The organism is Streptomyces sp. NPDC034103 (genome assembly GCF_055575395.1).
Genome location: NZ_JBVISS010000005.1, coordinates 123461 through 149444 on the forward strand (window position 1 = coordinate 123461; position 25984 = coordinate 149444).

Sequence of the window (25984 nt, forward strand, 5' to 3'; positions counted from 1 at the left end):
GCCCAGATCATCCAGAAGCTGCCGTAACCCGTACATACCCTCCATGGCCGGTATGGCCGGTTCCGCACCTGTGGGCGTCCGGGGCGACACCGCCGAGGCCGGCCGCCCGGGCACGTCGACGGCGCCGCCGCACGCGGCGGGAGCGGCCGCGCTCCCTCTCGCCGACCGTCCGAAGTGACACCCGCGCGGGTGTCAGCGGGTATCAAGGGCCGTGCCGCACAGGTGATTTCCGGCAAAATCTACGGCCGCGGTTCCTCTTCGCCGGACAAACTCCTCCAGGTTCCGGCGCCCTGAGGACGGAGTTCAGACACCGGGCCCCTCCGTCTCGAACAGGGTCAAACTTGTGTGCAGATATACGCGTGGGTAGTTAGCGAAGTGCCGGATTGCGCACCCGAATAGGGTGGGAAGGCTCCTGCGGTACAAGCCCAGCCAGATAAACGGGAACACCCCGCAGGACCCACTCCCCACAGCCATCCGCCCACCTACGTTGACGCGGACAGGAGCGGTCATGCCCGCCACGCACCACTCGTCAGCACCCCCGACGACCGGCATCGAGCCATCCCCCGAACGGCGCCCGGCCGCAGCCGGACCCCCGCCCCCGGAGCCACCCTCCACGGGCGACGGCATCGGGCGCATACCCGTCCTGGACGTCCGCCCGGTCGTCCAGAGAGGTCGCCGCCCCGCGAAGGCGGTCACCGGAGAGACCTTCGAGATCTCGGCCACCGTGTTCCGCGAGGGCCATGACGCGGTCGCTGCCAATGTCGTACTGAGAGACCCGGAAGGCCGGCCCGGCCCCTGGACCCCGATGCGTGAACTGGCCCCCGGCACCGACCGCTGGGGCGCCGACGTCACCCCCGACGCCGTGGGCCGGTGGACCTACCAGGTCGAGGCCTGGAGCGATCCGATCGCCACCTGGCGGCACCACGCCCAGATCAAGATCCCGGCCGGGATGGACACCGAACTCGTCCTGGAGGAGGGCGCGCGCCTGTACGAGCGGGCCGCCGCCGGTGTCCCCAAGGGCGAGGGCCTGCGCAAGGTGCTCCGGGCCGCCGTGGACGCCCTCCGGGACGAGACGCTGCCGGCCGCGGTACGGCTCGCGGGGGCGTTGTCGCCGGAGGTGGAGGCGGTGCTGGCCCGGTATCCGCTGCGGGAGCTGGTGACCGCTTCGGAGGTGCTGCCGCTTCTGGTGGAGCGGGAGCGGGCGTTGGTGGGGGCGTGGTACGAGTTCTTCCCCCGTTCGGAGGGCACGCCGGAGCGTCCGCACGGTACGTTCCGGACGGCGGCGCGGCGGTTCGAGGCGATCGCGGCGATGGGTTTCGACGTGGTGTATCTGCCGCCGGTCCATCCGATCGGGACGACGTTTCGCAAGGGGCCGAACAACACGCTGTCGGCGGGTCCGGAGGATCCCGGGGTGCCGTGGGCGATCGGTTCGCCCGAGGGCGGTCATGACGCGGTGCACCCGGATCTGGGCACGATCGAGGACTTCGACTGGTTCGTGGAGCAGGCCCGCCGGCACGATCTGGAGATCGCGCTGGACTTCGCGTTGCAGTGCTCGCCGGACCATCCGTGGGTGCACAAGCATCCGGAGTGGTTCCATCACCGCCCCGACGGGACGATCGCGTACGCGGAGAACCCGCCGAAGAAGTACCAGGACATCTACCCCATCGCCTTCGACGCCGACCTGGACGGGCTGGTCGCGGAGACGGTGCGGGTGCTGCGGTTCTGGATGGAGCACGGGGTGCGGATCTTCCGGGTGGACAACCCGCACACCAAGCCGGTCGTGTTCTGGCAGCGGGTGATCGCGGACGTCAACGCCGCCGACCCGGACGTGATCTTCCTGGCCGAGGCGTTCACCCGGCCGGCGATGATGCACACCCTGGCCCAGATCGGCTTCCAGCAGTCCTACACGTACTTCACCTGGCGCAACACCAAGGAAGAACTGACCGAGTACCTGACGGAGCTGTCGGGTGAGGCGGCCGCCTACATGCGGCCCAACTTCTTCGCCAACACCCCCGACATCCTGCACGCCTACCTCCAGCACGGCGGCCGTCCGGCCTTCGAGGTCCGCGCGGTCCTGGCCGCCACCCTCTCGCCGACCTGGGGCATCTACAGCGGCTACGAACTGTGCGAGAACACCCCCCTGCGCGCCGGCAGCGAGGAGTACCTGGACTCGGAGAAGTACCAACTCAGGCCCCGCGACTGGGACAACACCGAGGACAGCATCATCCCGCTGATCACCCGGCTCAACCAGGTCAGGCGCGCGAGCCCCGCCCTGCGGCAGCTGCGCGACCTCCACTTCCACCACACGGACCAGGAATCGGTGATCGCGTACTCGAAGCGGAGCGGCTCGAACACGGTTCTGGTGGTCGCCAACCTCGACCCTCACCACACCCAGGAGGCCACGGTCTCGTTGGACATGCCGCAACTCGGCCTGGACTGGCACGAGTCGGTGCCGGTGCGCGACGAGCTCACCGGCGAGACCTACCACTGGGGCAGGGCCAACTACGTGCGCCTGGAACCGGGCACTCGCCCCGCGCACATTCTGACCGTCCTGCGACCGTCCACCCCGCAGACCGGAGGGTCACCCACAACATGATCGTCAACGAGCCCGTCCACGACACCTTCGAGGACACCCCCGCCAAGGACCGGGACCCCGACTGGTTCAAGCGCGCCGTGTTCTACGAGGTGCTCGTCCGCTCCTTCCAGGACAGCAACGGCGACGGCGTCGGCGACCTGAAGGGCCTCACCGCCAAGCTCGACTACCTGCAATGGCTCGGCGTCGACTGCCTGTGGCTGCCGCCCTTCTTCAAGTCACCCCTGCGTGACGGCGGTTACGACGTCTCCGACTACACCGCCGTCCTGCCCGAGTTCGGCGACCTCGCCGACTTCGTGGAGTTCGTCGACGCCGCCCACCAGCGCGGCATGCGCGTGATCATCGACTTCGTCATGAATCACACCAGCGACCAGCACCCGTGGTTCCAGGAGTCCAGGCGCGACCCCGACGGCCCCTACGGCGACTACTACGTCTGGGCCGACGACGACAAGCAGTTCCAGGACGCGCGGATCATCTTCGTCGACACCGAGGCCTCCAACTGGACCTTCGACCCGGTCCGCAAGCAGTACTTCTGGCACCGCTTCTTCTCCCACCAGCCGGACCTCAACTACGAGAACCCCGCGGTCCAGGAGGAGATCATCTCCGCGCTGCGGTTCTGGCTGGACCTGGGCATCGACGGCTTCCGCCTCGACGCCGTGCCGTACCTGTACCAGCAGGAGGGCACCAACTGCGAAAACCTTCCGGCGACCCACGAGTTCCTCAAGCGGGTCCGCAAGGAGATCGACGCCTCCTACCCGGACACGGTGCTGCTGGCGGAGGCCAACCAGTGGCCCGAGGACGTCGTGGACTACTTCGGCGACTACTCCTCCGGCGGCGACGAGTGCCACATGGCGTTCCACTTCCCCGTCATGCCCCGCATCTTCATGGCCGTGCGCCGCGAATCGCGCTACCCCGTCTCCGAAATTCTCGCCAAGACCCCGGCCATCCCGTCCAGTTGCCAGTGGGGCATCTTCCTGCGCAACCACGACGAGCTGACCCTGGAGATGGTCACCGACGAGGAACGCGACTACATGTGGGCGGAGTACGCCAAGGACCCGCGGATGCGCGCCAACATCGGCATCCGGCGGCGGCTCGCCCCCCTGCTCGACAACGACCGCAACCAGATCGAGCTGTTCACCGCGCTGCTGCTGTCCCTGCCCGGCTCGCCGATCCTCTACTACGGCGACGAGATCGGCATGGGCGACAACATCTGGCTCGGCGACCGCGACGCGGTGCGCACGCCGATGCAGTGGACACCGGACCGTAACGCGGGGTTTTCCTCCTGTGACCCCGGGCGGCTCTATCTGCCGACCATCATGGACCCCGTCCACGGCTACCAGGTCACCAACGTCGAGGCGTCGATGGCGTCGCCCTCGTCGTTGCTGCACTGGACCCGCCGCATGATCGAGATCCGCAAGCAGAACGCCGCCTTCGGCCTGGGCTCCTACACCGAGCTCCAGTCCTCCAACCCGGCCGTGATCGCCTTCCTGAGGGAGTACGAGGACGACCTCGTGCTGTGCGTGCACAACTTCTCCCGCTTCGCACAGCCGACGGAGCTGGACCTGAGCCCGTTCAACGGACGGCACCCGGTCGAGCTCTTCGGCGGGGTGCGATTCCCGGCCATCGGGGATCTGCCGTACCTGCTGACGCTGGCAGGGCACGGCTTCTACTGGTTCCGGCTCCGCAAGGACGCCGTATAGAAGCCCGGCGGGACGGGATTCCTCGGTTTCTCCCGTCCCGCCCGGGGCACGCATCAGTAACACCCCGCCCACCCCGGGGAAAGGACGCGACCCCATGTCGGAAGCCGCCATACGCACTGCCACGGCAAGCCCCGCACTCCTCACGTCACTTGATCCACTGCTGCGGGAGTGGCTGCCGCGACAGCGCTGGTTCGCGGGCAAGGGGCGTCCGGTCACCGGGTTCTCGCTGGTCTCGGCCACCGAGCTGCTCCCCGTCGAGGGCCGGCTGGGCCTGTACCACCTGCTGGTGCGGGCCCACCAGCCCATGACGTCCGGTGACTGCTACCAGCTCCTCATAGGTGTGCGCGAGGCGCTGCCACCGCATCTGGCGCCCGCGCTCATCGGCCATGTGGAAGAGGGCCCGTTCGCCGGACGCACGGTGTACGAGGCCCTGCACGACCCCCGGCCCGCCGAGGTGCTCCTGGAGGCGCTGCGCGCCCGGGCCCGGATCGGCGCGCTGCGCTTCGAGCGGGACATGGACCAGGAGATCCGGACCGGTCTGGTGCCCCGGGTGATGACCGCCGAGCAGTCGAACTCGTCGATCGTCTATGGAGATACGTTCATCCTCAAGCTCCTCCGCCGGATCGTGCCCGGCGTCAACCCCGACCTGGAGCTGCCGCTCGCGCTGGCCCGAGAGGGCTGCCCGCGGGTGCCGGCCCCGACGGCGTGGCTGCACGCCGATCTCGACGACGCGGCCGGGGAGCCGTACGTCCTCGGTGTGCTCCAGCCCTTCGTCCAGGGCGCGACGGACGGCTGGGAGCTGGCGCTGCGCGAGCTGGCCAAGGGGGAGGACTTCACCGCGGAGGCGCGGGCGCTCGGGCGGGCCACCGCCGAGGTGCACACCGCGCTGGCCCGGGCGCTGCCCTCGGTGACCCTGGGCCACGCGCAACTGCGACTGCTGGCCGACGGCATGATCGAGCGCCTGGAGGCGGCCGTGCAGGCGGTGCCCTCGCTGCACCCGTACGCCCCCGGGCTGCGCTCGGCGTTCAGCGCGCTCGCGGACCTGGCCTCGGAGGGGCGCACCTGGACCGCGCAGCGGGTGCACGGCGATCTGCACCTCGGCCAGTGCCTGCGCTCGCCGGCCGGGCGGTGGTCGTTGATCGACTTCGAGGGCGAGCCGTCGAAACCGCTGGCCGAGCGGCGGATGCCGCAGCCGCCGGCCCGGGACGTGGCGGGCATGCTCCGCTCCTTCGACTACGCCGCCCTCTCGGCCGACCCGCCCGCACCCGGCTGGGCCCGGGCCTGCCGGGCCGCCTACTGCTCCGGTTACGCCGAGGTCGCCGGCGCCGACCCGCGCACCGACCCGGTGCTGCTGCGCGCGTACGAGACGGACAAGGCGATCTACGAGGTCGTCTACGAGGCCCGCCACCGCCCCGAGTGGCTCCCGGTACCGATGGCCGCGATCGAGCGGTACGCCACCACCGACCAGATCTGACCCGCACAGCCGAGGAGGCTCCACTCGTGACCCCCCGCCCCCCGTCCAGCGACTCGGATCCGAGGAAAGCGGCCGACAAGGTCGTGAAGAGCGTGAAAAGCGTGAAGAAGGCCGCGGAGAAGGCGGTCACGAAGAAGGCGGTCACGAAAAAGGCCGCGGAGAAGGCGGTCACGAAGAAGGCCGCCGCCAAGGAGGCCCCGGCGGTGAAGAAGGCCGCCGCGAAGAAGCCCGCTCCGCAGAAGGGCACCGCGAAGAAGGCCGCCGCGAAGAAGGTCACCGCGAGGACGAGCCCGGTTCAGAAGGTCGCCGTCAGGGAGGTGGCCGCCGTGGTGCCCGCGCCGCCGCCGGAGGCACCCGTCTCCCCCGCCCTGGACGCCCAGGACCGCGAGCGCCTGCTGTCGGCCACCCATCACGACCCGCACTCCGTCCTCGGCGGCCACCCGGTCCCCGGTGGTGTCGCCTTCCGCACCTTCAAGCCGTACGCGCGGTCCGTCACGGTCGTCGCGGGGACCCTGCGGGCGGAGCTGCACGACGACGGCGACGGCTTCTTCTCCGGCCTGGTGCCGCTGCGGGAGGTCCCGAAGTACCGGCTGCTCGTGGCGTACGAGGGGAGCGAGCAGGAGACCGAGGACGCCTACGGCTTCCTGCCCACGCTGGGCGATCTGGACCTGCATCTGATCGGTGAGGGCCGGCACGAGCAGCTGTGGCGGGCGCTCGGCGCCGAGCCGATGACCCACCAGGGTGTGTCCGGCACCCGCTTCACGGTGTGGGCGCCGAACGCGCGCGGGGTGCGCCTGGCCGGCACCTTCAACTTCTGGGACGGCACCGGCTGTCCGATGCGCTCGCTCGGCTCGTCCGGGGTCTGGGAGCTGTTCGTGCCCGGGATAGGCGAGGGCGAGCTGTACAAGTACGAGATCACCCGGCCCGACGGTTCGAAGACCCTGCGCGCCGACCCGATGGCCCGCCGTACCCAGGTCCCGCCGGAGACCTCCTCGATCGTGCACGCCTCGCGCCATGAGTGGGGGGACGCGGCCTGGCTGGAGCAGCGCGCGCAGACCCCGGCGCACGAGGGGCCGTTCTCGGTGTACGAGGTCCATCTGCCCTCCTGGCGGCCGGGGCTGACGTACCGTCAACTGGCCGAGCAGCTCCCGGCGTACGTGAAGGACCTGGGGTTCACGCATGTCGAGCTGATGCCGGTCGCCGAGCACCCCTTCGGCGGTTCCTGGGGCTACCAGGTGACCGGCTTCTACGCGCCGACGGCCCGGCTGGGCACGCCGGACGACTTCAAGATCCTGGTCGACGCCCTGCACCAGGCCGGTATCGGTGTGCTGATGGACTGGGTGCCGGCGCACTTCCCGCGCGACGACTGGGCGCTGGCCGAGTTCGACGGGCGGCCCCTGTACGAGCACGAGGACCCGCTGCGGTCCGCGCACCCGGACTGGGGGACGCTGGAGTTCGACTACGGCCGCCCCGAGGTGCGCAACTTCCTCGTCGCCAACGCGGTCTACTGGTGCGAGGAGTTCCACATCGACGGGCTGCGGGTGGACGCGGTCGCCTCGATGCTCTACCTGGACTACTCGCGCGAGCCGGGCCAGTGGGTGCCCAACGAGCACGGCGGCCGGGAGAACCTGGACGCGGTGGCGTTCCTCCAGGAGATGAACGCCACCGTCTACCGGCGGGTGCCGGGCGTGGTGACCATCGCCGAGGAGTCCACGGCCTGGGACGGCGTCACCCGGGCCACCCATCACATCGGCCCGGGCGGCTTCGGCGGGCTCGGTTTCGGGCTGAAGTGGAACATGGGCTGGATGCACGACTCGCTCGGCTACGTCCAGCACGATCCGATCCACCGCAGGTACCACCACCACGAGATGACCTTCTCGATGGTCTACGCGTACAGCGAGAACTACGTCCTGCCCATCTCCCACGACGAAGTCGTCCACGGCAAGCGGTCGTTGGTCTCCAAGATGCCCGGCGACTGGTGGCAGCAGCGCGCCACCCATCGCGCCTACCTCGGCTTCATGTGGGCCCACCCCGGCAAGCAACTCCTCTTCATGGGCCAGGAGTTCGCCCAGGGCGCCGAGTGGTCCGAGGCGCACGGCCCGGACTGGTGGCTGCTGGACCCGGCCTACGGCGCCGAGCCCGACCACCGCGGCGTGCGGGACCTGGTGCGCGATCTCAACACCGTCTACCGGCACACCCCGGCCCTGTGGCAGCGGGACACCGCCCCCGACGGCTTCCAGTGGATCGTGGGCGACGCCGCCGAGGACAACGTCTTCGCCTTCCTGCGCCTCGACGCCGAGGGCACACCGCTGCTCGCCGTCTCGAACTTCTCCCCCGTCGTCCGCCACGACTACCGCCTCGGCGTCCCCGACGACATCCCCGCCTGGCACGAGACCCTCAACACCGACCTCGCCCGGTACGGCGGGGGCGACATCGGCAACCCGGACGTGGTCAAACCCGAGCCGCAGGGCTGGCACGGCCGCCCGGCGAGCATCAGGCTCAACCTGCCGCCGCTGGCGACGCTCTGGCTGCGCCCCGCCTGACCGGGCAGGACCCTCTGTAGAGTGCCGCGGGTCGACGCCGGGCGCGCTCTGGGGAGTTGAGGCACATGCGGTCCTCGGGAAGAGGTGGGACGGGTGTGGCCGCCGTGCTCTGCGCGGTCGCCGTCCTGCTCCTCGGCGCGTGCGGGACACAGGTGGCCGGCCGGGAGAGCGCACCGTCGGCCACCGCCCTGTCGTGGACGCTGTCTGCGCCGATCCGGGTCACCGGCGCCGAACTCGCCGCGGACCAGCGGACGGTGACCATCGCCTCGGACGTGCCGAGCGGCCCGCGCCCGTGTGTGCGCGACCTCAAGGCGGTACTCACCGAGCCCGTCGCGAACACCGTGGGGGTCCAGGTCACCTTCACCTCGCCGTCCGGGGACCGGCGCTCCGGCTGCACGCGGACGACCACGGCGAAGGCACGGGTCAAGCTCCCCGAGCCGCTGGGAGACCGCGAGCTGGTGGTCGGCTACCCCGGCACCGTCTTCACCACCGAGGGCGCCGATCCGCCCGCGCTACGGCTCTGCGGCGACCTGGGCTGCACCCCGCCGGCCACCGGCTGCACCACCGACTCCTACGAACAGGCGCTCATAGCGGTCGGCGCCCCCGCGCACACCTACCGCGACGCCGAGCGCTGCGACGGCAGGTGGCTGGTCCTGGACATCTCCTGGCGCACCGGCCCGGTCTGCGGCGACCCGGCCGACGGCGCCTGTACGTCCCAGCTGGGCGACCGCTGGTTCTACCAGGCCGAGGAGGCGGGCTGGAAGCCGTTCTTCCGGACCGCGACAGGGGGCTGCCAGGCCGTGCAGGACCGGGAACCGTCGTTCCCGACCACCCTGTGCGCGTCCCTGGAGCCCCTGTCCCCGTCCCTGCACCCGACGCACTCCCCCTCGTCCTAGCCGGCCAGCGCCTTCGGCGGCCGCCCGGTGTGCAGCACGCCCAGTCGCTGGGTGGCCCGGGTCAGCGCCACGTACAGATCGCTCGTGCCGTACAGACCCGGCTCGACCACCAGCACGGAGTCGAACTCCAGGCCCTTGGACTGGCGCGGATCGAGGAGTACGACGGTCCGGGTCAGGTCGGGTTCGGTGTCCGCCGTGACCCCGTCCAGCCGTGCCGCGAGCCTCTGGTGCAGATGGCGCGGGGCGATCACCGCGAGCCGTCCCTCGGCCGGGGTCAGCTCCTCGACCGCCTCGGCCACGGCGCCGAGCAGGTCGTCGGTGGCGCGCACCCATGGCCGTACCCCCGTCGAACGGATCGAGCTCGGCGGTTCGAAGTCCGGGTTCTCGGCGCGTACGACGGCCGCCGCGAGGTCCATGATCTCGGCAGGGGTGCGGTAGTTGACGCCCAGGCGGGTGTGCTCCCAGCGGTCCTCGACATACGGTTCGAGGATCTTCTGCCAGGACCCGACGCCGGCCGCCTCCGCGGTCTGCGCCGGGTCGCCGACCAGGGTCATCGAGCGGGTCGGGCTGCGCCGCATGAGCAGCCGCCAGGCCATCGGCGACAGCTCCTGCGCCTCGTCGACGATGATGTGCCCGAAGGCCCAGGTGCGGTCGGCGGCCGCGCGCTCGGCGGCGCTGCGGTGGTCGTCCTCCTCCTGCCGCTCGGCGAACCGCTCGGCGTCGATGATGTCGTGCGCGGACAGCACCTCGGATTCCTCGTCGTCGATGTCCTCGAACTCGTAGGTCCGGGAGGCGTAGGAAACGTCCAGCACGCCCTGTGCGTAGGCGACCTGGGTCTCCCGCTCGCGCTCGGCCCGGGCCCGCGCCACCCGCTCGTCCACGCCGAGCAGTTCGGCGGCCTCGTCCAGCAGCGGTACGTCCGAGACGGTCCAGTGCCGGGTCACCGGGCGGCGGATCGCGGCCGCGTCCTCGTCGGGGAGGTAGCCCACCGGATCGGCGAGGAAGTCGGCGACCAGGCGCTGCGGGGTCAGCCGGGGCCACAACTGCTCGATGGCTGCCCAGACCTCACGGTTCTCGGCGATCTCGTCCCGGATCTGGGTGATGTCGCTCGCGTCGAGCAGGTTGGAGCCGTCGTAGGGGTCGGTGCCGACGCGCTCGGCGTACAACTCGGTGAGGGTGTTGAGGATGTGGCCCTCGAAGTGCTCACGGGCCACGTTGTGCGGCAGCCCGGCGGCGCGGGTGCGCTCCCGGGCGACCCGCACCAGGTCGTCGTCGAGCATGAGGATCTCGCGCTCGTGCTCGATCGCGATCACCGGATCGGGCAGCGACTGCCAGTCCCGTACGACCTCGGCGAGCACGTCCGCCATGTCGGCGCGGCCCTTCACCGCGGCCGCCGCCCGGCTGTCGGCGGCCTTGGCCTTCACACCGGGGAACAGCTCCCCGACGGTCGCGAGGAGCACGCCCGTCTCGCCGAGGGCGGGCAGCACCTCGCCGATGTAGCCGAGGAAGGCGGGGTTGGGTCCCACGATCAGGACGGCACGCTTGGCCAGCAACTCGCGGTGCTCGTACAGGAGATACGCGGCCCGGTGCAGGGCGACGGCCGTCTTGCCGGTGCCGGGGCCGCCCTCGACCACCAGCACGCCGCGGTGCGGGGCGCGGATGATCTCGTCCTGCTCGGCCTGGATGGTCTGCACGATGTCGTGCATACGGCCGGTGCGCGCGGCGTCCAGTGCGGCGAGCAGCACGGCGTCGCCGGTCGGGTCCTCGTGGCCGGTGCGCCGCTGGTCGCCGAGGTCGAGGAGCTCGTCGTGCAGGGCGGTCACCCGGCGGCCCTCGGTGCTGATGTGCCGGCGCCGCCGCAGGTCCATCGGGGTGTGCCCGGTGGCCAGGTAGAACGGCCGGGCCACGTCGGCCCGCCAGTCGATCAGGATCGGGGTGCGGTCGGCGTCGTCGGCGCGCAGACCGATGCGGCCGATGTGGTGGCTGGTCCCGGAGGTGAGGTCGATCCGGCCGAAGCACAGCGAGCCGTCCACCGCGTTGAGCGCGGCCAGCAGCCCCGAGCGCTCGGCGACCAGGATGTCCCGCTCCAGCCGGGCCTGCATGGGCGTGTTGCCCTGGGCGAGCGCGTCCGTGACGGCGGACTCGGTGTCGCCGCGCAGGGCGTCGACGTGCGCGTACAGGGTGTCGATGAATTCCTGCTCACCGCGAATTTCATCGCTGTTTGACAATTCCACTCCCACGCCGATATACTGTGCCTACTGAGCTTCTTCGCGACCTCATTCCCGTAAAGTCGCGAATCACTGATTCTAAGCAAAAGAATCCCCCCGGCGCAATTGCCGGGGGGATTCTTTGTGTGCGGGGAATCAGATCACGTCGGACAGTTCCTCCAGCAGGCGGCGCTTGGCGCGGGCGCCCACCATGGCCTTCACCGGCTCACCGTCGCGGAAGACCATGAAGGTGGGCATCGAGAGCACCTTGTAGGCATTCGTGGTCAGGGGATTCTGGTCGACGTTCAACTGCACGACCTTGAGGCGGTCGGCCTCCTCCGTGGCGAGGGCGCGCAGTACCGGTCCCATCTGCCGGCACGGCGGGCACCAGTCCGCTGTGAACTCGACCAGCACCGGCTTCTCCGATCCGATCACTTCCGTCGCGAAATCCGCGTCCGTCACATCGATCACAGCTCTTGCCCTCCCAGTTCGCACTTCGGTGGTTCGTCACCGGCCATGGCCGCCAGCCGGACGCCGATCTGCGCCCGCACCGCCTGGAGCTCGCCGATCAGCTCGTCCAGCTCCGTCAGCTTGCGCCGGTAGACGGCGATCGACGCCGGGCACGAGTCGCCCTCGGGGTGCCCGGAGCGCAGACACTCCACGAAGGGCCGGGTCTCCTCCAGGTCGAACCCGAAGTCCTGGAGCGTCCTGATCTGCCGCAGCAGCCTCAGATCGCTCTCGTCGTACGTCCGGTACCCGTTGCCGCCGCGCCGCGCGGGCAGCAGCCCGCGCGACTCGTAGTACCGCAGCGTCCGCGTGGTGGTCCCGGCCCGTGCGGCCAGCTCGCCGATTCGCATGTCCACGAACGTAAGCCTTGACCCCGACGTCAAGGCAACAGGGCTTTGCGCTCCACCGGGGAGGTCAGCACGATCGAGGTGGTCGTCCGCCCGAGCGCCGACACCCGCTCCAGGACCTCCTCCAGATGGACGGTGTCCCGGACGGCGGCCTTGAGGATCCAGCAGTCCTCGCCGACCACGTGGTGCACCTCGGTGATCTCCGGGCTCTCCATCAGCTCCAGCGTCCTCGGGTGCTTCAGGGTGTAGCCGCCGTGCGGGCTGACCCGGATGAACGCCTGGATGCCGTAGCCGAGCCGGCCCGGGACGACATGGGCCCCGTACCCGCTGATAACACCCGCCGCCTCCAGGCGCCGCACCCGTTCGGTGACCGCCGCCGGACTCAGCCGGACCCGGCGCCCGAGCTCGCTCAGCTTGATCCGGCCGTCGGTCTGGAGGAGCTCCAGAATCTGCCGGTCCAGCGTGTCGAAGGCCACCGAGGTTTCGTTGGTGGCCGGGCGAAACTGCCGATGTTCTTTTGGCACTCCGGCCGGGACTCCCATGGTTCCCCCTTCAGAACGTGGATGTACGCCGGGAGAATTATGGTCATGGAAAAGCCACGAGAGGTACTGGTCATCGGCGGCAACCGCTACTTCGGCAAGCGGCTCATCACGCGGCTGCTGGCCGCCGGGGACAGGGTGACGGTGCTCAACCGCGGCTCGTCCGGCCCGCCGCCCGGCGCGGCCCACCTCGTCGCCGACCGGAACGACGAGCGGGCCCTGGCCGCGGCGCTCGGTCCGCGCACGTTCGACGTCGTGGTCGACCAGGTCTGCTACACCCCACGGCAGGCGGAGATCGCCCGCCGGGTGTTCGCGGGGCGCACCGGACGCTATGTGATGACCTCGACGGTCGAGGTGTACGAGTACGAGGACTCCATCGCGCCGGTCCGGGAGGACGCCGTCGACCCGCTGACCGTGCCCGTCGACCTCGAACTCCCCTGGGACGAACCGGAGTTCCTGGACTCCCACTACGGCGAGGGCAAGCGGCAGGCCGAGGCGGTGTTCGCGGCCGCCCCGGACTTCCCGTACACGGCCGTCCGCGTGGCCCATGTGCTGGGCGGCGCCGACGACTTCACCGGCCGCCTCGACCACTACGCCACCCGCATCCGGGCCGCCGAGCCGATCGCGGTGCCCTTCGCCGACCAGCCCGCCACCTACATCCACGTCGAGGAGATCGCCGACTTCCTGGCGTGGACGGCCGGCGCGGAGTTCACGGGTCCCGTCAACGCCGCCTCCCACGGCTCGCTGACCACCGTCGACCTGTGCGAGGCGGTGGCCGCGCGGCTACCCGAGGGCAAGGTCGTGCTCCAGCTCGTCGAGGTCGGCGAGGTCTCCCCGTTCTCCTTCTTCCGTTCCTACGGCATGGACAACTCCCGTGCCACACGCCTCGGTTTCACTTTCGGCACCGCACGGCAGTGGTTGCCGACGGCGGTCACCGAGACCCTCGGGAAGGGCGACTGACATGCGGTACCGCACTCTCGGCCCGCTGAAGGTGGGCGCCGTCGGGCTCGGCGTGATGCCGCTGTCCCTGGAGGGCCGCCCGGACGAGCGGCGCGCGCTCGCCACGGTGCGCGCGGCGCTGGACGCGGGGGTCACCCTTCTGGACACGGCGGACTCCTACCACCTGCCCGGCGCCGCGCCCGGCCACAACGAACGGCTCGTGGCCCGAGCCGTCGCGGGCGCCCCCGACGAGGTGCTGGTGGCCACCAAGGGCGGCCGGGGCCGGACGGCCGACGGCGACTGGACGGTGAACGGCGACCCCGGTCATCTGAAGAGGGCCGCGGAGGCGTCCCTGAGACGGCTCGGTGTCGAGGCGATCGGCCTCTACCAGCTGCACAAGCCCGATCCCGCGGTCCCCTTCGAGGAGTCCGTCGGCGCGCTGCGCGAGCTGCTCGACGAGGGGAAGATCCGGCTGGCCGGCATCTCCAACACGGATGCCGGGCAGATCCGGGTGGCCCACGCGATCCTGGGCGACCGGCTGGTCTCGGTGCAGAACCGGTACTCCCCCGCGGTGCGCGACAGCGAGGCCGAACTGCGGCTGTGCGCGGAACTCAATCTGGCGTTCCTGCCGTGGAGTCCGCTCGGCGGCATCTCGCGCAGCTCGCTGGACGGACCGTCGCGACTGTCCCGGACGGGTCGCTTCGGCGCCTTCCACGAGGTGGCGGCCGAACGCGGGGTCAGCCCTCAACAGGTCTGCCTGGCCTGGCACTTGGCGCGCTCCCCGGGTGTGATCCCGATCCCGGGGGCAAGCCGACCGGAGTCGATCCGGGACTCGGCGGGGGCGGCGGAACTGGTGCTGAGCACCGAGGAGTTGAAGCGGTTGGGGGGTGGGCCGGGCGTGGGGACACCCTCGGGGGACAGGACCGCCACCGAGGGGACGTGACGAAGACCACCGCAACACGCGCGGCTCCGCCGGTCCCGGCCGATCAGCGTCCCCCGCCGCCTCCACCGACGTGCGTGCCGCGTCTGATGGGAACAGACGCGGCACGCTGGTAGCCGGGGGTGAGGGTTCGGTGGGTCAGCCGACCGGTTCCTTCTCCCGCTCGGGCTGCTCGACGGTCGCCTCGTCCTTCTTGCGCCCCGGCAGCAGCACCGCGACCAGCACCGTGCCGACGCCGAGGACCACCGCGCCGACCAGGCTGGTGTGCGCGACCGCGTCGGAGAAGGACGAGCCGACCGCGTCGGCCATCTGCCGGGCACCGGTGGCGAGTTGGTCGGCCTGCGCCTTCAACTGCTCGGCCTGCTGCGGGTCCGTGGCCTTCGCGGCCTGCCCGGCGACCTGCCGCGCCCGCTCGCCGATGCCCTGCGCGACCGCGTACCCGGCGCCCACCGAGTCCTGCGCGGTGTCGAGCGTCGACGCGGAGAGCTTGCTGCCGCTCGTGGCGTCGGCGAGGTGGCCGGAGTACGAGGTCGCCAGCAGCGAGCCGAGGATGGCGATGCCGAGCGAGCCGCCGAGCTCGATCGAGGTGTCGTTCACCGCGCCGCCGACGCCCAGCTCGGACTCGGGGAAGGCGCCCATGATCGCGTCCGTCGCGGGCGAGAGGGCGAGGCCGATCGCGAGGCCGAGCACGATCAGCGGCGCCACGAAGTCGCCGTACGACGAACTCGCGTCGACCTGGGTGAGCAGCGCGAGCGCCGCCGTGCCGCCGACCATGCCCGTGGTGACCGTCCACTTCATGCCGACCCGCGGGGTGAGGAAGCCGGTCAGGGCCGAGCCGACGAAGACCGCGCCGGCCAGCGGCAGCATGCGCAGGCCGGTCTCCAGGGCGCTGTAGCCGAGGACGAACTGCAGGTGCTGGGTGAGGTAGTAGAAGGCGCCGAAGACGGCGAGGAAGAACAGGGCGACGGCGAGGTTGGCACCGGCGAAGCCACGGTCGGTGAAGCGCCGGACGTCGACGACGGGGCGCGGGTGGCGCAGCTCCCAGACGACGAAGGCGACCAGTCCCGCACCCGCGACCACCGCGGCGGTGATCGCCCTGGCGTGCCAGCCGAAGTGCGGGCCCTCGATGATCATGTAGACGAGCGAGCCGATCCAGACCACGGACAGCAGGCCGCCGACGTAGTCGATCCGGCCCTTGGCCGTCGCCCTGGACGGCGGTACGAGCACCAGGGCGCCGACGATCGCGAGCGCGGCGACGGGGACGTTGATGAGGAACGTCGAGGTCCAGTCGTGGTTCTCCAGCAGCGCGCCGGCGACCAGCGGACCGGCGGCGATGGCGACGCCCGAGGTGGCGGTCCACGCGGTGATCGCCTTGGCGCGCTCGGCGCGCGGGAAGGTGGCGGCGAGCAGCGACAGGGTCGCCGGCATGATCATCGCGGCGCCGAGGCCCATCACCGCGCGGGCCGCGATGACCGTGGTGGCGCTGTCGGCGAAGTACCCGAAGACGGACCCGGCGCCGAACACGGCGAGGCCCAGCAGGAGGGCGCCGCGGCGGCTGTACTTGTCGCCGATCGCGCCGAGCAGCAGCATCAGGGCGGCGTACGGGACGGTGTAGCCGTCGATGACCCACTGGAGGTCCGCGCTGGACAGACCGAGGTCCTCGGTCATGGCGGGCGCGGCGACCGTGAGGGCGGTGTTCGCCATCACGATGATCAGCAGGCTCAGGCACAGGACCAGGAGCGCCCACCAACGCCGGGCGTAGGGGCGGTTCATCCTCTCGACCGGTTCGGTCATGACGAGTCGCATGGCAGGGGTGGCCTTCCTCAGCGGACTGGCTGTGTTCGACAACGGACTTGCACAACACTGTGCATTTGCCCAACGCTGTGCAATGTACGCCTGTTGCACAGCACTGTGCAAGTCGACGACCGAGAGGGCACAATGGCGTTCATGACCACGGGTAACACCAGCCGAGCCGACACCAACCGCCGCCGCATCCTCGAGGTGGCGCTCGCCGAGCTGCTGCGCGACCCCGACGCGTCCATGGACCAGATCGCGCGCGCCGCGGGTGTCGTACGGCGGACCGTCTACGGCCATTTCCCGAACCGCGAGGCGCTGGTCGGCACCCTCGTCGACGGTGCGGTGGAGGCGGTGGCGGCCGCACAGGAGGCCGGGCGGGCGGGCGCGGAGGACCCGGCGCGGGCGCTGGCCGGTGCCACGCTGGCGATCTGGGAGGTCGCCGACCGCTATCGCATCCTGGTCGCGCTGGCCCAGCGCAGCGTGACGATGCAGGGCATCAGGGAACGGCTCGCGCCGGTGCGCGAGGCCTGCGAGGAGCTGCTGGAGCGCGGGTTGGAGGAGGGCGTCTTCACCTCCCCGCTGCCCGCGCCGGCGCTGGCGTACGTCCACCAACAGCTGCTCTTCGCGGTGATGGAGGCGGTCAACGACGGCCTCCTGGCACCCGAGGAGGCGGGCCGCTCCGCCGCGGTCACCGTACTGACCGCGGCGGGCGTACCCGCCTCTCGTGCCACCGAGCTGGTGGCGAAGCAGAGCGATTGAGTTGTACCGCGGCGGGGTGGGGCCCGAGCCGCTGAGCGACCTGGTGCCGCGGCGCCAGGTGCTGCCCCGGCAGCGCGATCGCGTCGCGCCACGGCGGCGTGGGGCCCAGGCGGCTGCGCGACCTGGCTGACGGCCAGGCAGCGCGATCGCGTCGCGCCGCGGTGGGGTCTGGCCCGGGCGGCTGAGCGACGGGGGAGCTACTCAGCCGCCCGGAGTCTGTTTCCCCGGCGGGATCTAGGCCTTGGCGAGTTCCTTCTCGCCGCCCTGCTCCGGCACGTTCGCCGGGGCGGGCCCGTGGCCGTCGTCGAGGAGCGTCTTCTCGTCGAAGGGCAGATGACCGGCGAGGACCTGGTCGACGCGCTCGCGGTCGATCTCCTTGGTCCAGGTGCCGATCAGGACCGTGGCGACGGCGTTGCCCGCGAAGTTGGTGAGGGCGCGGGCCTCGCTCATGAAGCGGTCGATGCCGACGATGAGGCCGATACCGTCCACCAGGGCCGGCTTGTGCGACTGCAGACCACCGGCCAGCGTGGCCAGACCGGCACCGGTGACACCGGCGGCGCCCTTGGAGGCGACGAACAGGAAGAGCAGCAGCGGGATCTGCTCACCGAGCGACATCGGCGTACCCATGGCGTCGGCGATGAACAGGGAGGCCATGGTCATGTAGATCATGGTGCCGTCGAGGTTGAAGGAGTAGCCGGTCGGGACGGTGATGCCGACGACGGGCTTGCTGATGCCCAGGTGCTCCATCTTCGCGATGAGCCGCGGCAGCGCGGACTCGGAGGACGAGGTGGACAGGATCAGCAGGAACTCACGGCCGAGGTACTTGAAGAGCGTGAGGATGTTCAGGCCCGCGATCACCCGCAGCAGCGTGCCGAGCACGAGGAAGACGAACAGGAAACAGGTGGTGTAGAAGCCGAGCATCAGGATGGCGAGGTCCTTGAGCGCGTCCACGCCCGCGGAGCCGACCACGGCGGCCATGGCGCCGAAGGCACCGATCGGCGCGGCCCACATGATCATGGCGAGGATGCGGAAGACCAGGCGCTGGATGTGCTCGACACCGCGCAGGACCGGCGCCCCGGCGGAGCCCATGGCCTGGAGCGCGAACCCGGCGAGCAGCGCGATGAGCAGGGTCTGCAGGACCTCGCCCTCGGTGAACGCGGAGATCATCGTGGTGGGGATGATGCCGAGCAGGAACTCGGTGGTGTCCTTGGCCTCCGCGTCGACCTGCGCGTGCCCGGCGTCCTTGACCGCGTCGGTCACCGCGAGGCCGGTGCCCGGGTCCAGCAGGTTGCCGACGACCAGGCCGATGCCCAGCGCGACCAGCGACATGACCATGAAGTAGGCGAGCGCGATACCGCCGACCGCGCCGACCTTGGCGGCCTTCCGTACCGAGCCGATGCCGAGCACGATCGTGCAGAAGATGATCGGCGAGATCATCATCTTGATCAGGTTCACGAAGCCCGTACCGATGGGCTTCAGCTCGACGGCGAAGTCCGGCGCGACCATGCCGACCAGGATGCCGAGGGCGACCGCGACGATCACCGCGATGTACAGATAGTGGGTGCGGTCCCGCTTGGCGGGTGCGGCAGATGCGGGTGCGGGTGTGCTGGCGGCCACGGCTGCCCTCCTTTGACGTCTTCGTCGGTTGTCACCGGCGTGCGGCTCACGTCCGGGCTCTAGAGGAATGCCGTGACTATCTCCTGCCCTGTGAGGGCGGTCACCCTTCCGTTCATTTAGTTCACACTTACTGTCGGAGGCACACTGACGACATGCACATCCGCGTCCCGAGACCGCGCAGCCTGGCCGGTCAGCTGTTCGCCATGCAGGCCGTGCTCATCACGGTCCTCGTGGCCGGGTACGCGCTGTTCACCTACGTCAGCGACCGGGGCCAGGCCGAGGACGCGGCGGGCCGCCAGGCCATGGCGGTGGCGGGCGCGGTCGCGGACTCCCCCTCGGTCCGGGAGGCGATCCACACCTCGGACCCCTCGGCGAGACTCCAGCCGTACGCGCTGCGGGTGATGCACGACGCCGACGTCGACTTCGTGACGATCATGAACCCGGCCGGCATCCGCTGGACCCATCCCACCGAGTCGGAGATAGGGAAGAAGTTCCTCGGCCGCATCGGCCCCGCCCTCGCCGGCCACTCCTTCACCGAGACCTACACCGGCACCCTCGGCCGCTCGGTCCGCGCGGTCACCCCCATCGAGGAGGACGGCCGGGTCGTCGGCCTGGTCAGCGCCGGCATCAAGGTCGAGGCGATCAGCCAGCGGGTGCAGGGCCAGCTCACGGCCCTGCTGGGGGTCGCGGCGGGCGCCCTCGCGCTGGGCGCGATCGGGACGTACGCCGTCAACGCCCGGCTGCGCCGCCACACCCACGGGATGAACGCCACCGAGCTCAGCCACATGCACGACTACACGCAGGCCGCGCTGCACGCCGTACGCGAGGGACTGCTGATGCTGGACGGCCAGTACCGGGTGGCGCTGATCAACGACGGTGGCCGTGAGCTGCTGGGCGTGGCCGACGACGTGGTGGGCCGCTCGGTCGCGGAACTCGGCCTCCCCGCCCCCCTCACCGGCGCGCTCCTGGCCTCGGAACCGCGCGTGGACGAGGTCCACCTCACGGCGGACCGCGTGCTGGTGGTCAACACCTCCCCGGTGTCGGGAGGGGACCGCCGGGGCACGGTCGTCACACTCCGCGACGTGACGGAACTCCAGTCCCTGATGGGTGAGTTGAACTCCGAGCGCGGCTTCACCCAGGCGCTGCGCTCCCAGGCGCACGAGGCGGCGAACCGGCTGCACACGGTCGTCTCGCTGATCGAACTGGGCCGCGCCGAGCAGGCGGTGGACTTCGCCACGGCCGAACTGGAGCTGGCCCAGGCCCTGACCGACCAGGTCGTGGCCGCCGTGAGCGAACCGGTGCTGGCCGCCCTGCTCCTGGGCAAGACGGCCCAGGCGAACGAGCGGGGCGTGGAGCTGGTGGTGTCACAGGACAGCCGCCTGGACGACGGTCTGCTGCCGCCGTCCCTGCCGCCGCGGGACCTGGTGACGATCCTCGGCAACCTGATCGACAACGCGGTGGACGCGGCGCAGGGCAGCGTGGGCGCACGGGTGACGGTGACGGCCTACACGGGCGGCACCGACGAACTGGTCCTCCGCGTCTCCGACACGGGCGCGGGCGTGGCCCCCGCCCACGCCGAGGCGGTGTTCGAGCGCGGTTTCTCGACCAAACCGGCGGGGCCCGGCGGCCGCGGTCTGGGCCTGGCCCTCGTACGGCAGGCGGTGACCCGCCACGCGGGAACGCTGACGGTCGCGGAGGCCGCCGGGGGCGGGGCGGAGTTCGAGGTCCGGATGCCGTTGCGGGGCGGCGCCGCAGGGGCCGGATCTGCTGGTGAGGGGTCCGCCGAAGCCGGGTCCGTGGGGGCCGGGCGTGCGGTGGGCGACGGTGTGACCGAGGATGCGTCGACGACAGGTGCCGTGGCGGACGCAGCCGAACCGCCGGGCACCGGGCCCCGTGCCCCGCTGCCGGAGAGCGCCGGTACGCGAGGCACCGCTTCCGGAGGCGACGCATGACGACCCAGCCACAGCCGATCCGGGTCCTGGTCGTGGAGGACGACCCGGTCGCCGCGGACGCGCACGTCATGTACGTCAACCGGGTCCAGGGCTTCACCGCCGTGGGCAAGGCGCACACCGGCGCGGAGGCGCGACGCCTGCTGGACCGGACGCCGGTCGACCTCCTCCTGCTGGACCTGCACCTCCCGGATGTGCACGGCCTCCAGTTCGCCCGGTCGCTGCGCGCCGCCGGCCATCAGGCGGACGTGATAGCGGTGACGTCGGCGCGGGACCTGACGGTCGTACGCGAGGGAGTCTCACTGGGCGTCGTCCAGTACGTGCTGAAGCCGTTCACCTTCGCCACGCTGCGGGACCGGCTCGTGCGCTACGCCGAGTTCCACGCGGCGGCGGGCGAGGCGAGCGGCCAGGACGAGGTGGACCGCGCTCTGGCGACGCTCCGGGCCCCCGGCCCGGCGGCCCTGCCGAAGGGTCTGAGCGCCCCCACCCTGGAACGGGTGACCGTGGCCCTGCGGGACTCCGCGGGAGGCCTCACGGCCACCGGCCTGGCGGAGGTCGTGGGGATATCCAGGATCACCGCCCGGCGCTATCTGGAGCACCTGGTGGACGCGGGGCGGGCGGCGCGGGCCCCGCAGTACGGCACGGTGGGGCGACCGGAGTTGCAGTACCGGTGGGTCAAGGGGCCGTAGGCCCGAACGGCTGCGTGTACAGGACGACCTGGACCGCGAGCCCGAGGATACTGAGCGCCTCCACGAGCGACAGGACGACGAGCCCGGCACTGGTCCCGCCCGCCGCCCAGTAGACGGAGAGGCCGGCGAGGGGGACGGCGCAGAAGGCCAGGAGATCGACCCCGCACTGGATGACCTTGCGCTGACGGCGGCGCGAGTCGGAGCGGTGAACGGTCTCCCAGCTGAACGCGCGCTCGGCGCCGGCGAGTTGGGCGAGCCTCGGCCCCAGGTCGTGACGTACGTGCCTGCCGATCGCGGAGATCTTCTCGTCGTTGACGAGGTACGTCCACCCGAGCACGACGCACACCGGCGGCAGCGCGAGGAGCATGTCGGGGCGCTTGGCCTGGGCGGTGGCGGCGATGACCGCAGCGACGATGGTGAGGGTGACGTAGAGGAGGTTGTCGCGGAAGCCGATCCGGGTCTTCTGCTCGTCCTTGACGGTGTGGTACTCGGCGAGGAGCAGCTGCCCGACGGTGACGTCCTGAGGGTGCGTCATACGTCCTCCTTCGCAGGTCACTTGCCCCGTACCTTAGGGGAGCGACGCGGCCCGCGGTGGCGGCGCCGCCATCGCCGCTTCCGCTCCCGCCTGAACCACCCCTTCCTCCTGACGCTCCTCTTCGCGACGAGCCTGCCGATCACCGCGATCATGGTGCCGGCCCTAACCCACCCATCCCCCCGCCACCCCCACCCGCGGCAAAACCGCCCACATCCGGGTCCCACCCCCAGGCTCCCGAGCCTCCCCGAACCCCCACTCCCCCTGACAGGCCCGCACCACGCACCCCAACACCCGCAGCGCGGCCCGCCTCCGCCCATCGCACGCCTCCACGAGCCGAGGATGACTGTGCCGCGGATGCCCGTCATAGAGGCTGACCCGCAACGCCCCGTCCCGGAACCGCAGCGACACATACACATCGGCCCCGGGCGTGAACCGACAAGCGCAGGCGGCAAGTTCGGCAACGACCTGCACGGCGGCGTCGGCCATGTCCTCCAGCTCGTGCGCCTGAAGAACAACACGAGTCGCCGCCCGCGCAACGCTCGAACTCATCGGCCCAGCAGGCAACGTGAGGCTGTACGCAAGCGACTCGGGCGACGGCGGCGCGGCTTCCCGTACGTCGTCGGAGAGCGGGCAGGCGGAGAAGGACAGCACGGAGGACATGGCAACTCCCTTGATGACGGCGGGCATTGGACGGCTGACGCCCCACCCGGTGGCCTGTCGCACGAACCCGGGCAGGCTCGCGCGATGCACTTCCGGGCGCATCACGCCGTAAGCGACTCGTCACCGAATGTAGCGCATTGCGGGAGTACACGTACTACTCTCCCCGGGACTCCCGTTGGACCAACTCCTCGCCCCGAAGGCAGACTGACCCCGTCAACAGCCCGACCCGAGGGGACACATGCCGCCGAGGAGCACACCGACGGAACGCCAGCGGCGCCTCGGTGAGGAGCTGCGCAGGATGCGCATCGCGGCCGGAATGACAACCGAGCGCGCCGCCGGACTGCTGCACGTCCCCCGCACCAACGTGCCCAACATGGAGTCCGGCCGCTCCGGCATCAGCCCCGAGCGGGTACGCACACTCGCCGCCAACTACGGCTGCGCCGACGAAGCTTTCGTCGAGGCGCTCGTCGCCATGACAGGGAGCCGCGAGAAGAGCTGGTGGGAGGCGTACCGAGGTCAGCTCCGCGACGACTTCCTGGACATCGCCGAGCTGGAGTGGCACGCCACACGCCTACGCATCGCCACAACCGTGCACATGCCCGGGCTCCTCCAGACCGAGGAGCACGGCCGGGCCGTCTTCGCCGCCGTCATCCCTCCACTGCCCCAGGCGGAGATCGAACTGCGCGCGGCACACCGCATCGACCGGCAGCAGCTCCTCGACCGCTCCGAGCCGCAGCCCCCAGCCCTCGACGCGATCATCCACGAGGCCGCCCTCCGCATGGAGTTCGGCGGACCCTCGGTGGCCAGGGGGCAGTTGGAGCACCTGCTGCGCATGTCCGAGCGGGACTCCGTCACCGTACGGATCATCCCCTTCAAGGCGGGCGGATTCCCCGGCGCCGGACAGTCCGTGACCTACGCCGAGGCTGCCGTCCCCCGCCTCGACACCGTGCAGTTGGACAGCACGCACGGGCCGGAGTTCATCGACACGGAAGCCCAACTCGCCAAGTACCGAGCCCAACTCGACGCCGCCGAGGCTGTGGCACTCACCCCGGACGCCTCGCTCACCTTCATCCGCGCCCTCGCCAACGACCTCTAGGAGCCCTCATGCAAGCCGACATCACCTGGGAAGAACCCTTCTGCGGCGAGGGCGCCAACTGCTTCCGTATAGGCACCGACACCACCGGCAACGCCTATATAGCCATCGCCGGCCGCGAGGACGAACCTCTCACCGACACCCGCGAAGCCCTGGCCACCCTCATCCGGGACATCAAGGCGGGCAAAGCCGACCACCTCCTCTGACGCCCCCCCGCCCCGGCCCCCGCTACCGGCACCCCGACAGGCGATCTCAGCCACCCCGCCCGGGGCCGAAACCGTATGTTCCTACAATCCGTGATCCTGGCCGAACAGACCGTAGTCACAGCACCCGGACGCCCCTACGTTGTGCCCGTGCGCCGACCCCCAGCCCTCCCCAACCAGCCAGGCCCTCCCTTCAACGCCCCCGCCGCCCGCCGGCTCCGTGCCGCCCTGGGTATGGGGCCCGAGCATGTCGCCTACGGCCTGCGGGCCTCCTACGGGCTCCCCTACGTCACACCGGACCTCGTCATCGCCTGGGAACGGGGCGTGGCGAACCCCACCAGCCCCGAGCTGACCGCCCTCGCGGGCGTGCTGTGGTGTTCCCCGGGCGAGCTCATCGGCAAGCCGCGCACCCTGCGCGAGCACCGGATCAGCCAGAGCCTCGCCCCGGAGGACGTCGCCCACGCTCTCGGCCTCGAACTTCTCGCGTACCTGCGGATGGAGGAGAACAACGACTGGCGGGGCAACGACCGGCAGTCCGCCGCGCTCGCCGAGGTGCTCGACCTGGCCCTGCCGGACTTCGTCACCGTCACCGGGCGGGAGGCGCGGCTGGCGGACCACCTCCGCAGCGCCGTCACCACCCGCTGGCAGGCCTATGTCCGCCCGGTGAGCAAGATCGTGCCTCTGGACCGGCGGCTCCTGGAGGACGTCCTCCAGGAGCTGCACCAGGAGTACCAGGGGCAGATGGTCGCGACTCTGAGCTGGGGCGAGGGCAGCGCGGCGGGTGATTCCAGCCACTCGGGCCGCGACTTCCTCGACGGGATCGTCGACCGCTTCTGGACGAACGTCCAGGCCTTCACCGGCTAGCCGCCCGGCTAGAAGACCGACTCCGCCTCGTCCATCCGGTCCTTCGGCACCGTCTTCAGCTCGGTGACCGCCTCCGCGAGCGGCACCATCACGACGTCCGTCCCGCGCAGCGCCGTCATCCGGCCGAACTCGCCCCGGTGCGCGGCCTCCACCGCGTGCCAGCCGAAGCGGGTGGCGAGGACCCGGTCGTACGCCGTCGGTACGCCGCCGCGCTGGACGTGGCCGAGGATGACCGGCTTGGCCTCCTTGCCGAGGCGGCGCTCCAGCTCGTACGCCAATGCCGTGCCGATGCCCTGGAAGCGCTCGTGGCCGAACTGGTCGATCTCGCCCTTGCCGTAGTCCATGGAGCCCTCGGCGGGGTGCGCGCCCTCGGCGACGCAGATGACCGCGAACTTCTTGCCGCGCGCGAAGCGCTCCTCGACCATCTTGACCAGGTCGGCGGGGTCGAAGGGACGCTCGGGCAGGCAGATGCCGTGCGCGCCCGCCGCCATGCCGGACTCCAGCGCGATCCAGCCCGCGTGGCGGCCCATGACCTCCACGACCATCACCCGCTGGTGGGACTCGGCGGTCGTCTTCAGGCGGTCCATCGCCTCGGTCGCGACGCCGACGGCCGTGTCGAAGCCGAAGGTCCGGTCCGTGGAGGAGATGTCGTTGTCGATGGTCTTCGGGACGCCGACCACCGGCAGGCCCGCGTCGGACAGCATGCGGGCCGCCGTCAGGGTGCCCTCGCCGCCGATCGGGACCAGCGCGTCGATGCCGAACTCCGCAACCATGTCCTCGGCCCGGTCGCAGGCCTCGCGCAGGCGGTCGCGCTCCAGCCGGGAGGAGCCGAGGATGGTGCCGCCGCGGGCCAGGATGCCGCTCACGCTGTCGAGGTCGAGGGCGCGGTAACGGCCGTCCAGCAGGCCGGAGTAGCCGTCCTCGAAGCCGATGACCTCGTCGCCGTAGTTGTCGACCGCTCGGTGCACGACCGACCGGATCACTGCGTTCAGGCCGGGGCAGTCGCCGCCTGCGGTGAGAACTCCGATACGCATCGTGCTGTGTCTCCTGCTCGCTGTTGATACCGGTGAGCCAGTCCGATTGTTTCACGTCCCACACGGCACCGCCGCCCCCGCACCTGACGGGCGCCTTAT

The 25984-nt window shown here is 70.9% G+C and carries 22 protein-coding genes and 1 pseudogene; 15 read left to right on the forward strand and 8 right to left on the reverse strand.

Annotated elements, in window-relative coordinates; all coding sequences use genetic code 11:
- Nucleotides 1-43: 43 nt before the first annotated feature.
- From ACZ56U_RS12310 to ACZ56U_RS12335, 6 genes are all read left to right on the forward strand, one after another.
- On the forward strand, nucleotides 44-178 hold the full coding sequence (locus ACZ56U_RS12310) for a hypothetical protein (RefSeq protein WP_469083975.1): 135 nt from the start codon (nucleotides 44-46) through the stop codon (nucleotides 176-178).
- 330 nt (nucleotides 179-508) lie between these two features.
- On the forward strand, nucleotides 509-2596 hold the full coding sequence (locus ACZ56U_RS12315) for an alpha-1,4-glucan--maltose-1-phosphate maltosyltransferase (RefSeq protein ID WP_469083976.1): 2088 nt from the start codon (nucleotides 509-511) through the stop codon (nucleotides 2594-2596).
- A complete protein-coding gene (gene treS, locus ACZ56U_RS12320; protein WP_469083977.1) occupies nucleotides 2593-4293 on the forward strand; it encodes a maltose alpha-D-glucosyltransferase in 1701 nt (566 codons plus the stop codon). The genes ACZ56U_RS12315 and treS overlap by 4 nt, the downstream gene beginning before the upstream one ends.
- A 94-nt stretch (nucleotides 4294-4387) precedes the next feature.
- A complete protein-coding gene (locus tag ACZ56U_RS12325) occupies nucleotides 4388-5767 on the forward strand; it encodes a maltokinase N-terminal cap-like domain-containing protein (RefSeq protein ID WP_469083978.1) in 1380 nt (459 codons plus the stop codon).
- 83 nt (nucleotides 5768-5850) lie between these two features.
- A complete protein-coding gene (gene glgB / locus ACZ56U_RS12330; protein WP_469084275.1) occupies nucleotides 5851-8310 on the forward strand; it encodes a 1,4-alpha-glucan branching enzyme in 2460 nt (819 codons plus the stop codon).
- A gap of 95 nt (nucleotides 8311-8405) precedes the next feature.
- Nucleotides 8406-9206, forward strand: coding sequence for a hypothetical protein (locus ACZ56U_RS12335; RefSeq protein WP_469083979.1), 801 nt, complete (start codon nucleotides 8406-8408; stop codon nucleotides 9204-9206).
- Here the strand turns inward: ACZ56U_RS12335 and ACZ56U_RS12340 are convergent.
- The 4 genes from ACZ56U_RS12340 to ACZ56U_RS12355 all read right to left on the reverse strand — a co-directional run bounded on the left by ACZ56U_RS12340 (nucleotide 9203) and on the right by ACZ56U_RS12355 (nucleotide 12743).
- Nucleotides 9203-11416 carry a HelD family protein gene (locus ACZ56U_RS12340; RefSeq protein ID WP_469084276.1) on the reverse strand — a complete coding sequence of 738 codons (2214 nt, stop codon included), beginning with the start codon at nucleotides 11414-11416 and terminating at the stop codon, nucleotides 9203-9205. The two genes, ACZ56U_RS12335 and ACZ56U_RS12340, sit on opposite strands and share 4 nt — an antisense overlap.
- A gap of 153 nt (nucleotides 11417-11569) precedes the next feature.
- A complete protein-coding gene (locus ACZ56U_RS12345; protein ID WP_391232675.1) occupies nucleotides 11570-11884 on the reverse strand; it encodes a thioredoxin family protein in 315 nt (104 codons plus the stop codon).
- On the reverse strand, nucleotides 11881-12270 hold the full coding sequence (locus ACZ56U_RS12350; RefSeq protein ID WP_469083980.1) for a MerR family transcriptional regulator: 390 nt from the start codon (nucleotides 12268-12270) through the stop codon (nucleotides 11881-11883). The genes ACZ56U_RS12345 and ACZ56U_RS12350 overlap by 4 nt, the downstream gene beginning before the upstream one ends.
- A gap of 29 nt (nucleotides 12271-12299) precedes the next feature.
- A complete protein-coding gene (locus tag ACZ56U_RS12355; protein ID WP_469083981.1) occupies nucleotides 12300-12743 on the reverse strand; it encodes an Lrp/AsnC family transcriptional regulator in 444 nt (147 codons plus the stop codon).
- 111 nt (nucleotides 12744-12854) lie between these two features.
- Between ACZ56U_RS12355 and ACZ56U_RS12360 the strand changes: the two genes are divergently transcribed.
- Together ACZ56U_RS12360 and ACZ56U_RS12365 are read left to right on the forward strand one after the other, a co-directional pair.
- Entirely contained in the window at nucleotides 12855-13766 is a 912-nt protein-coding gene (locus tag ACZ56U_RS12360) for an NAD-dependent epimerase/dehydratase family protein (protein ID WP_469083982.1), read from the forward strand.
- 1 nt (nucleotide 13767) lies between these two features.
- Nucleotides 13768-14688, forward strand: coding sequence for an aldo/keto reductase (locus ACZ56U_RS12365; protein WP_469083983.1), 921 nt, complete (start codon nucleotides 13768-13770; stop codon nucleotides 14686-14688).
- A gap of 135 nt (nucleotides 14689-14823) precedes the next feature.
- Here the strand turns inward: ACZ56U_RS12365 and ACZ56U_RS12370 are convergent, their stop codons facing one another.
- Nucleotides 14824-16491, reverse strand: a complete 1668-nt coding sequence (locus tag ACZ56U_RS12370) for an MFS transporter (RefSeq protein WP_469083984.1) — start codon at nucleotides 16489-16491, stop codon at nucleotides 14824-14826.
- A gap of 132 nt (nucleotides 16492-16623) precedes the next feature.
- Here ACZ56U_RS12370 and ACZ56U_RS12375 point away from each other — a divergent pair, with 132 nt between their 5' ends.
- Nucleotides 16624-17241, forward strand: a complete 618-nt coding sequence (locus ACZ56U_RS12375) for a TetR/AcrR family transcriptional regulator (protein WP_469083985.1) — start codon at nucleotides 16624-16626, stop codon at nucleotides 17239-17241.
- A gap of 234 nt (nucleotides 17242-17475) precedes the next feature.
- Here ACZ56U_RS12375 and ACZ56U_RS12380 read toward each other — a convergent pair whose 3' ends face one another.
- A complete protein-coding gene (locus tag ACZ56U_RS12380) occupies nucleotides 17476-18858 on the reverse strand; it encodes a cation:dicarboxylate symporter family transporter (RefSeq protein WP_469083986.1) in 1383 nt (460 codons plus the stop codon).
- Between the two features lie 152 nt (nucleotides 18859-19010).
- Here ACZ56U_RS12380 and ACZ56U_RS12385 point away from each other — a divergent pair, with 152 nt between their 5' ends.
- Nucleotides 19011-20810 carry a sensor histidine kinase gene (locus tag ACZ56U_RS12385; RefSeq protein WP_469083987.1) on the forward strand — a complete coding sequence of 600 codons (1800 nt, stop codon included), beginning with the start codon at nucleotides 19011-19013 and terminating at the stop codon, nucleotides 20808-20810.
- Nucleotides 20807-21496, forward strand: coding sequence for a response regulator (locus ACZ56U_RS12390; protein ID WP_469083988.1), 690 nt, complete (start codon nucleotides 20807-20809; stop codon nucleotides 21494-21496). Before ACZ56U_RS12385 ends, ACZ56U_RS12390 begins: the two co-directional genes overlap by 4 nt.
- On the opposite strand, the gene ACZ56U_RS12395 is transcribed toward ACZ56U_RS12390, so the two are convergent.
- Entirely contained in the window at nucleotides 21483-22031 is a 549-nt protein-coding gene (locus ACZ56U_RS12395) for a hypothetical protein (protein WP_469083989.1), read from the reverse strand. The two genes, ACZ56U_RS12390 and ACZ56U_RS12395, sit on opposite strands and share 14 nt — an antisense overlap.
- A gap of 75 nt (nucleotides 22032-22106) precedes the next feature.
- Between ACZ56U_RS12395 and ACZ56U_RS12400 the strand changes: the two are divergent.
- The 4 genes and pseudogenes from ACZ56U_RS12400 to ACZ56U_RS12415 all read left to right on the forward strand — a co-directional run.
- A pseudogene (locus tag ACZ56U_RS12400) lies at nucleotides 22107-22190 on the forward strand (carbohydrate ABC transporter permease); the annotation flags it as partial.
- A gap of 739 nt (nucleotides 22191-22929) precedes the next feature.
- Nucleotides 22930-23787, forward strand: a complete 858-nt coding sequence (locus tag ACZ56U_RS12405) for a helix-turn-helix domain-containing protein (RefSeq protein ID WP_469083990.1) — start codon at nucleotides 22930-22932, stop codon at nucleotides 23785-23787.
- Nucleotides 23788-23795: 8 nt separating this feature from the next.
- Entirely contained in the window at nucleotides 23796-23990 is a 195-nt protein-coding gene (locus ACZ56U_RS12410; protein WP_469083991.1) for a hypothetical protein, read from the forward strand.
- A gap of 147 nt (nucleotides 23991-24137) precedes the next feature.
- Nucleotides 24138-24851, forward strand: coding sequence for an XRE family transcriptional regulator (locus ACZ56U_RS12415; RefSeq protein ID WP_469083992.1), 714 nt, complete (start codon nucleotides 24138-24140; stop codon nucleotides 24849-24851).
- Between the two features lie 8 nt (nucleotides 24852-24859).
- On the opposite strand, the gene ACZ56U_RS12420 is transcribed toward ACZ56U_RS12415, so the two are convergent.
- Complete coding sequence (locus tag ACZ56U_RS12420) at nucleotides 24860-25885, reverse strand: ATP-dependent 6-phosphofructokinase (protein ID WP_469083993.1); 1026 nt, start codon at nucleotides 25883-25885, stop codon at nucleotides 24860-24862.
- Nucleotides 25886-25984: the final 99 nt, after the last annotated feature.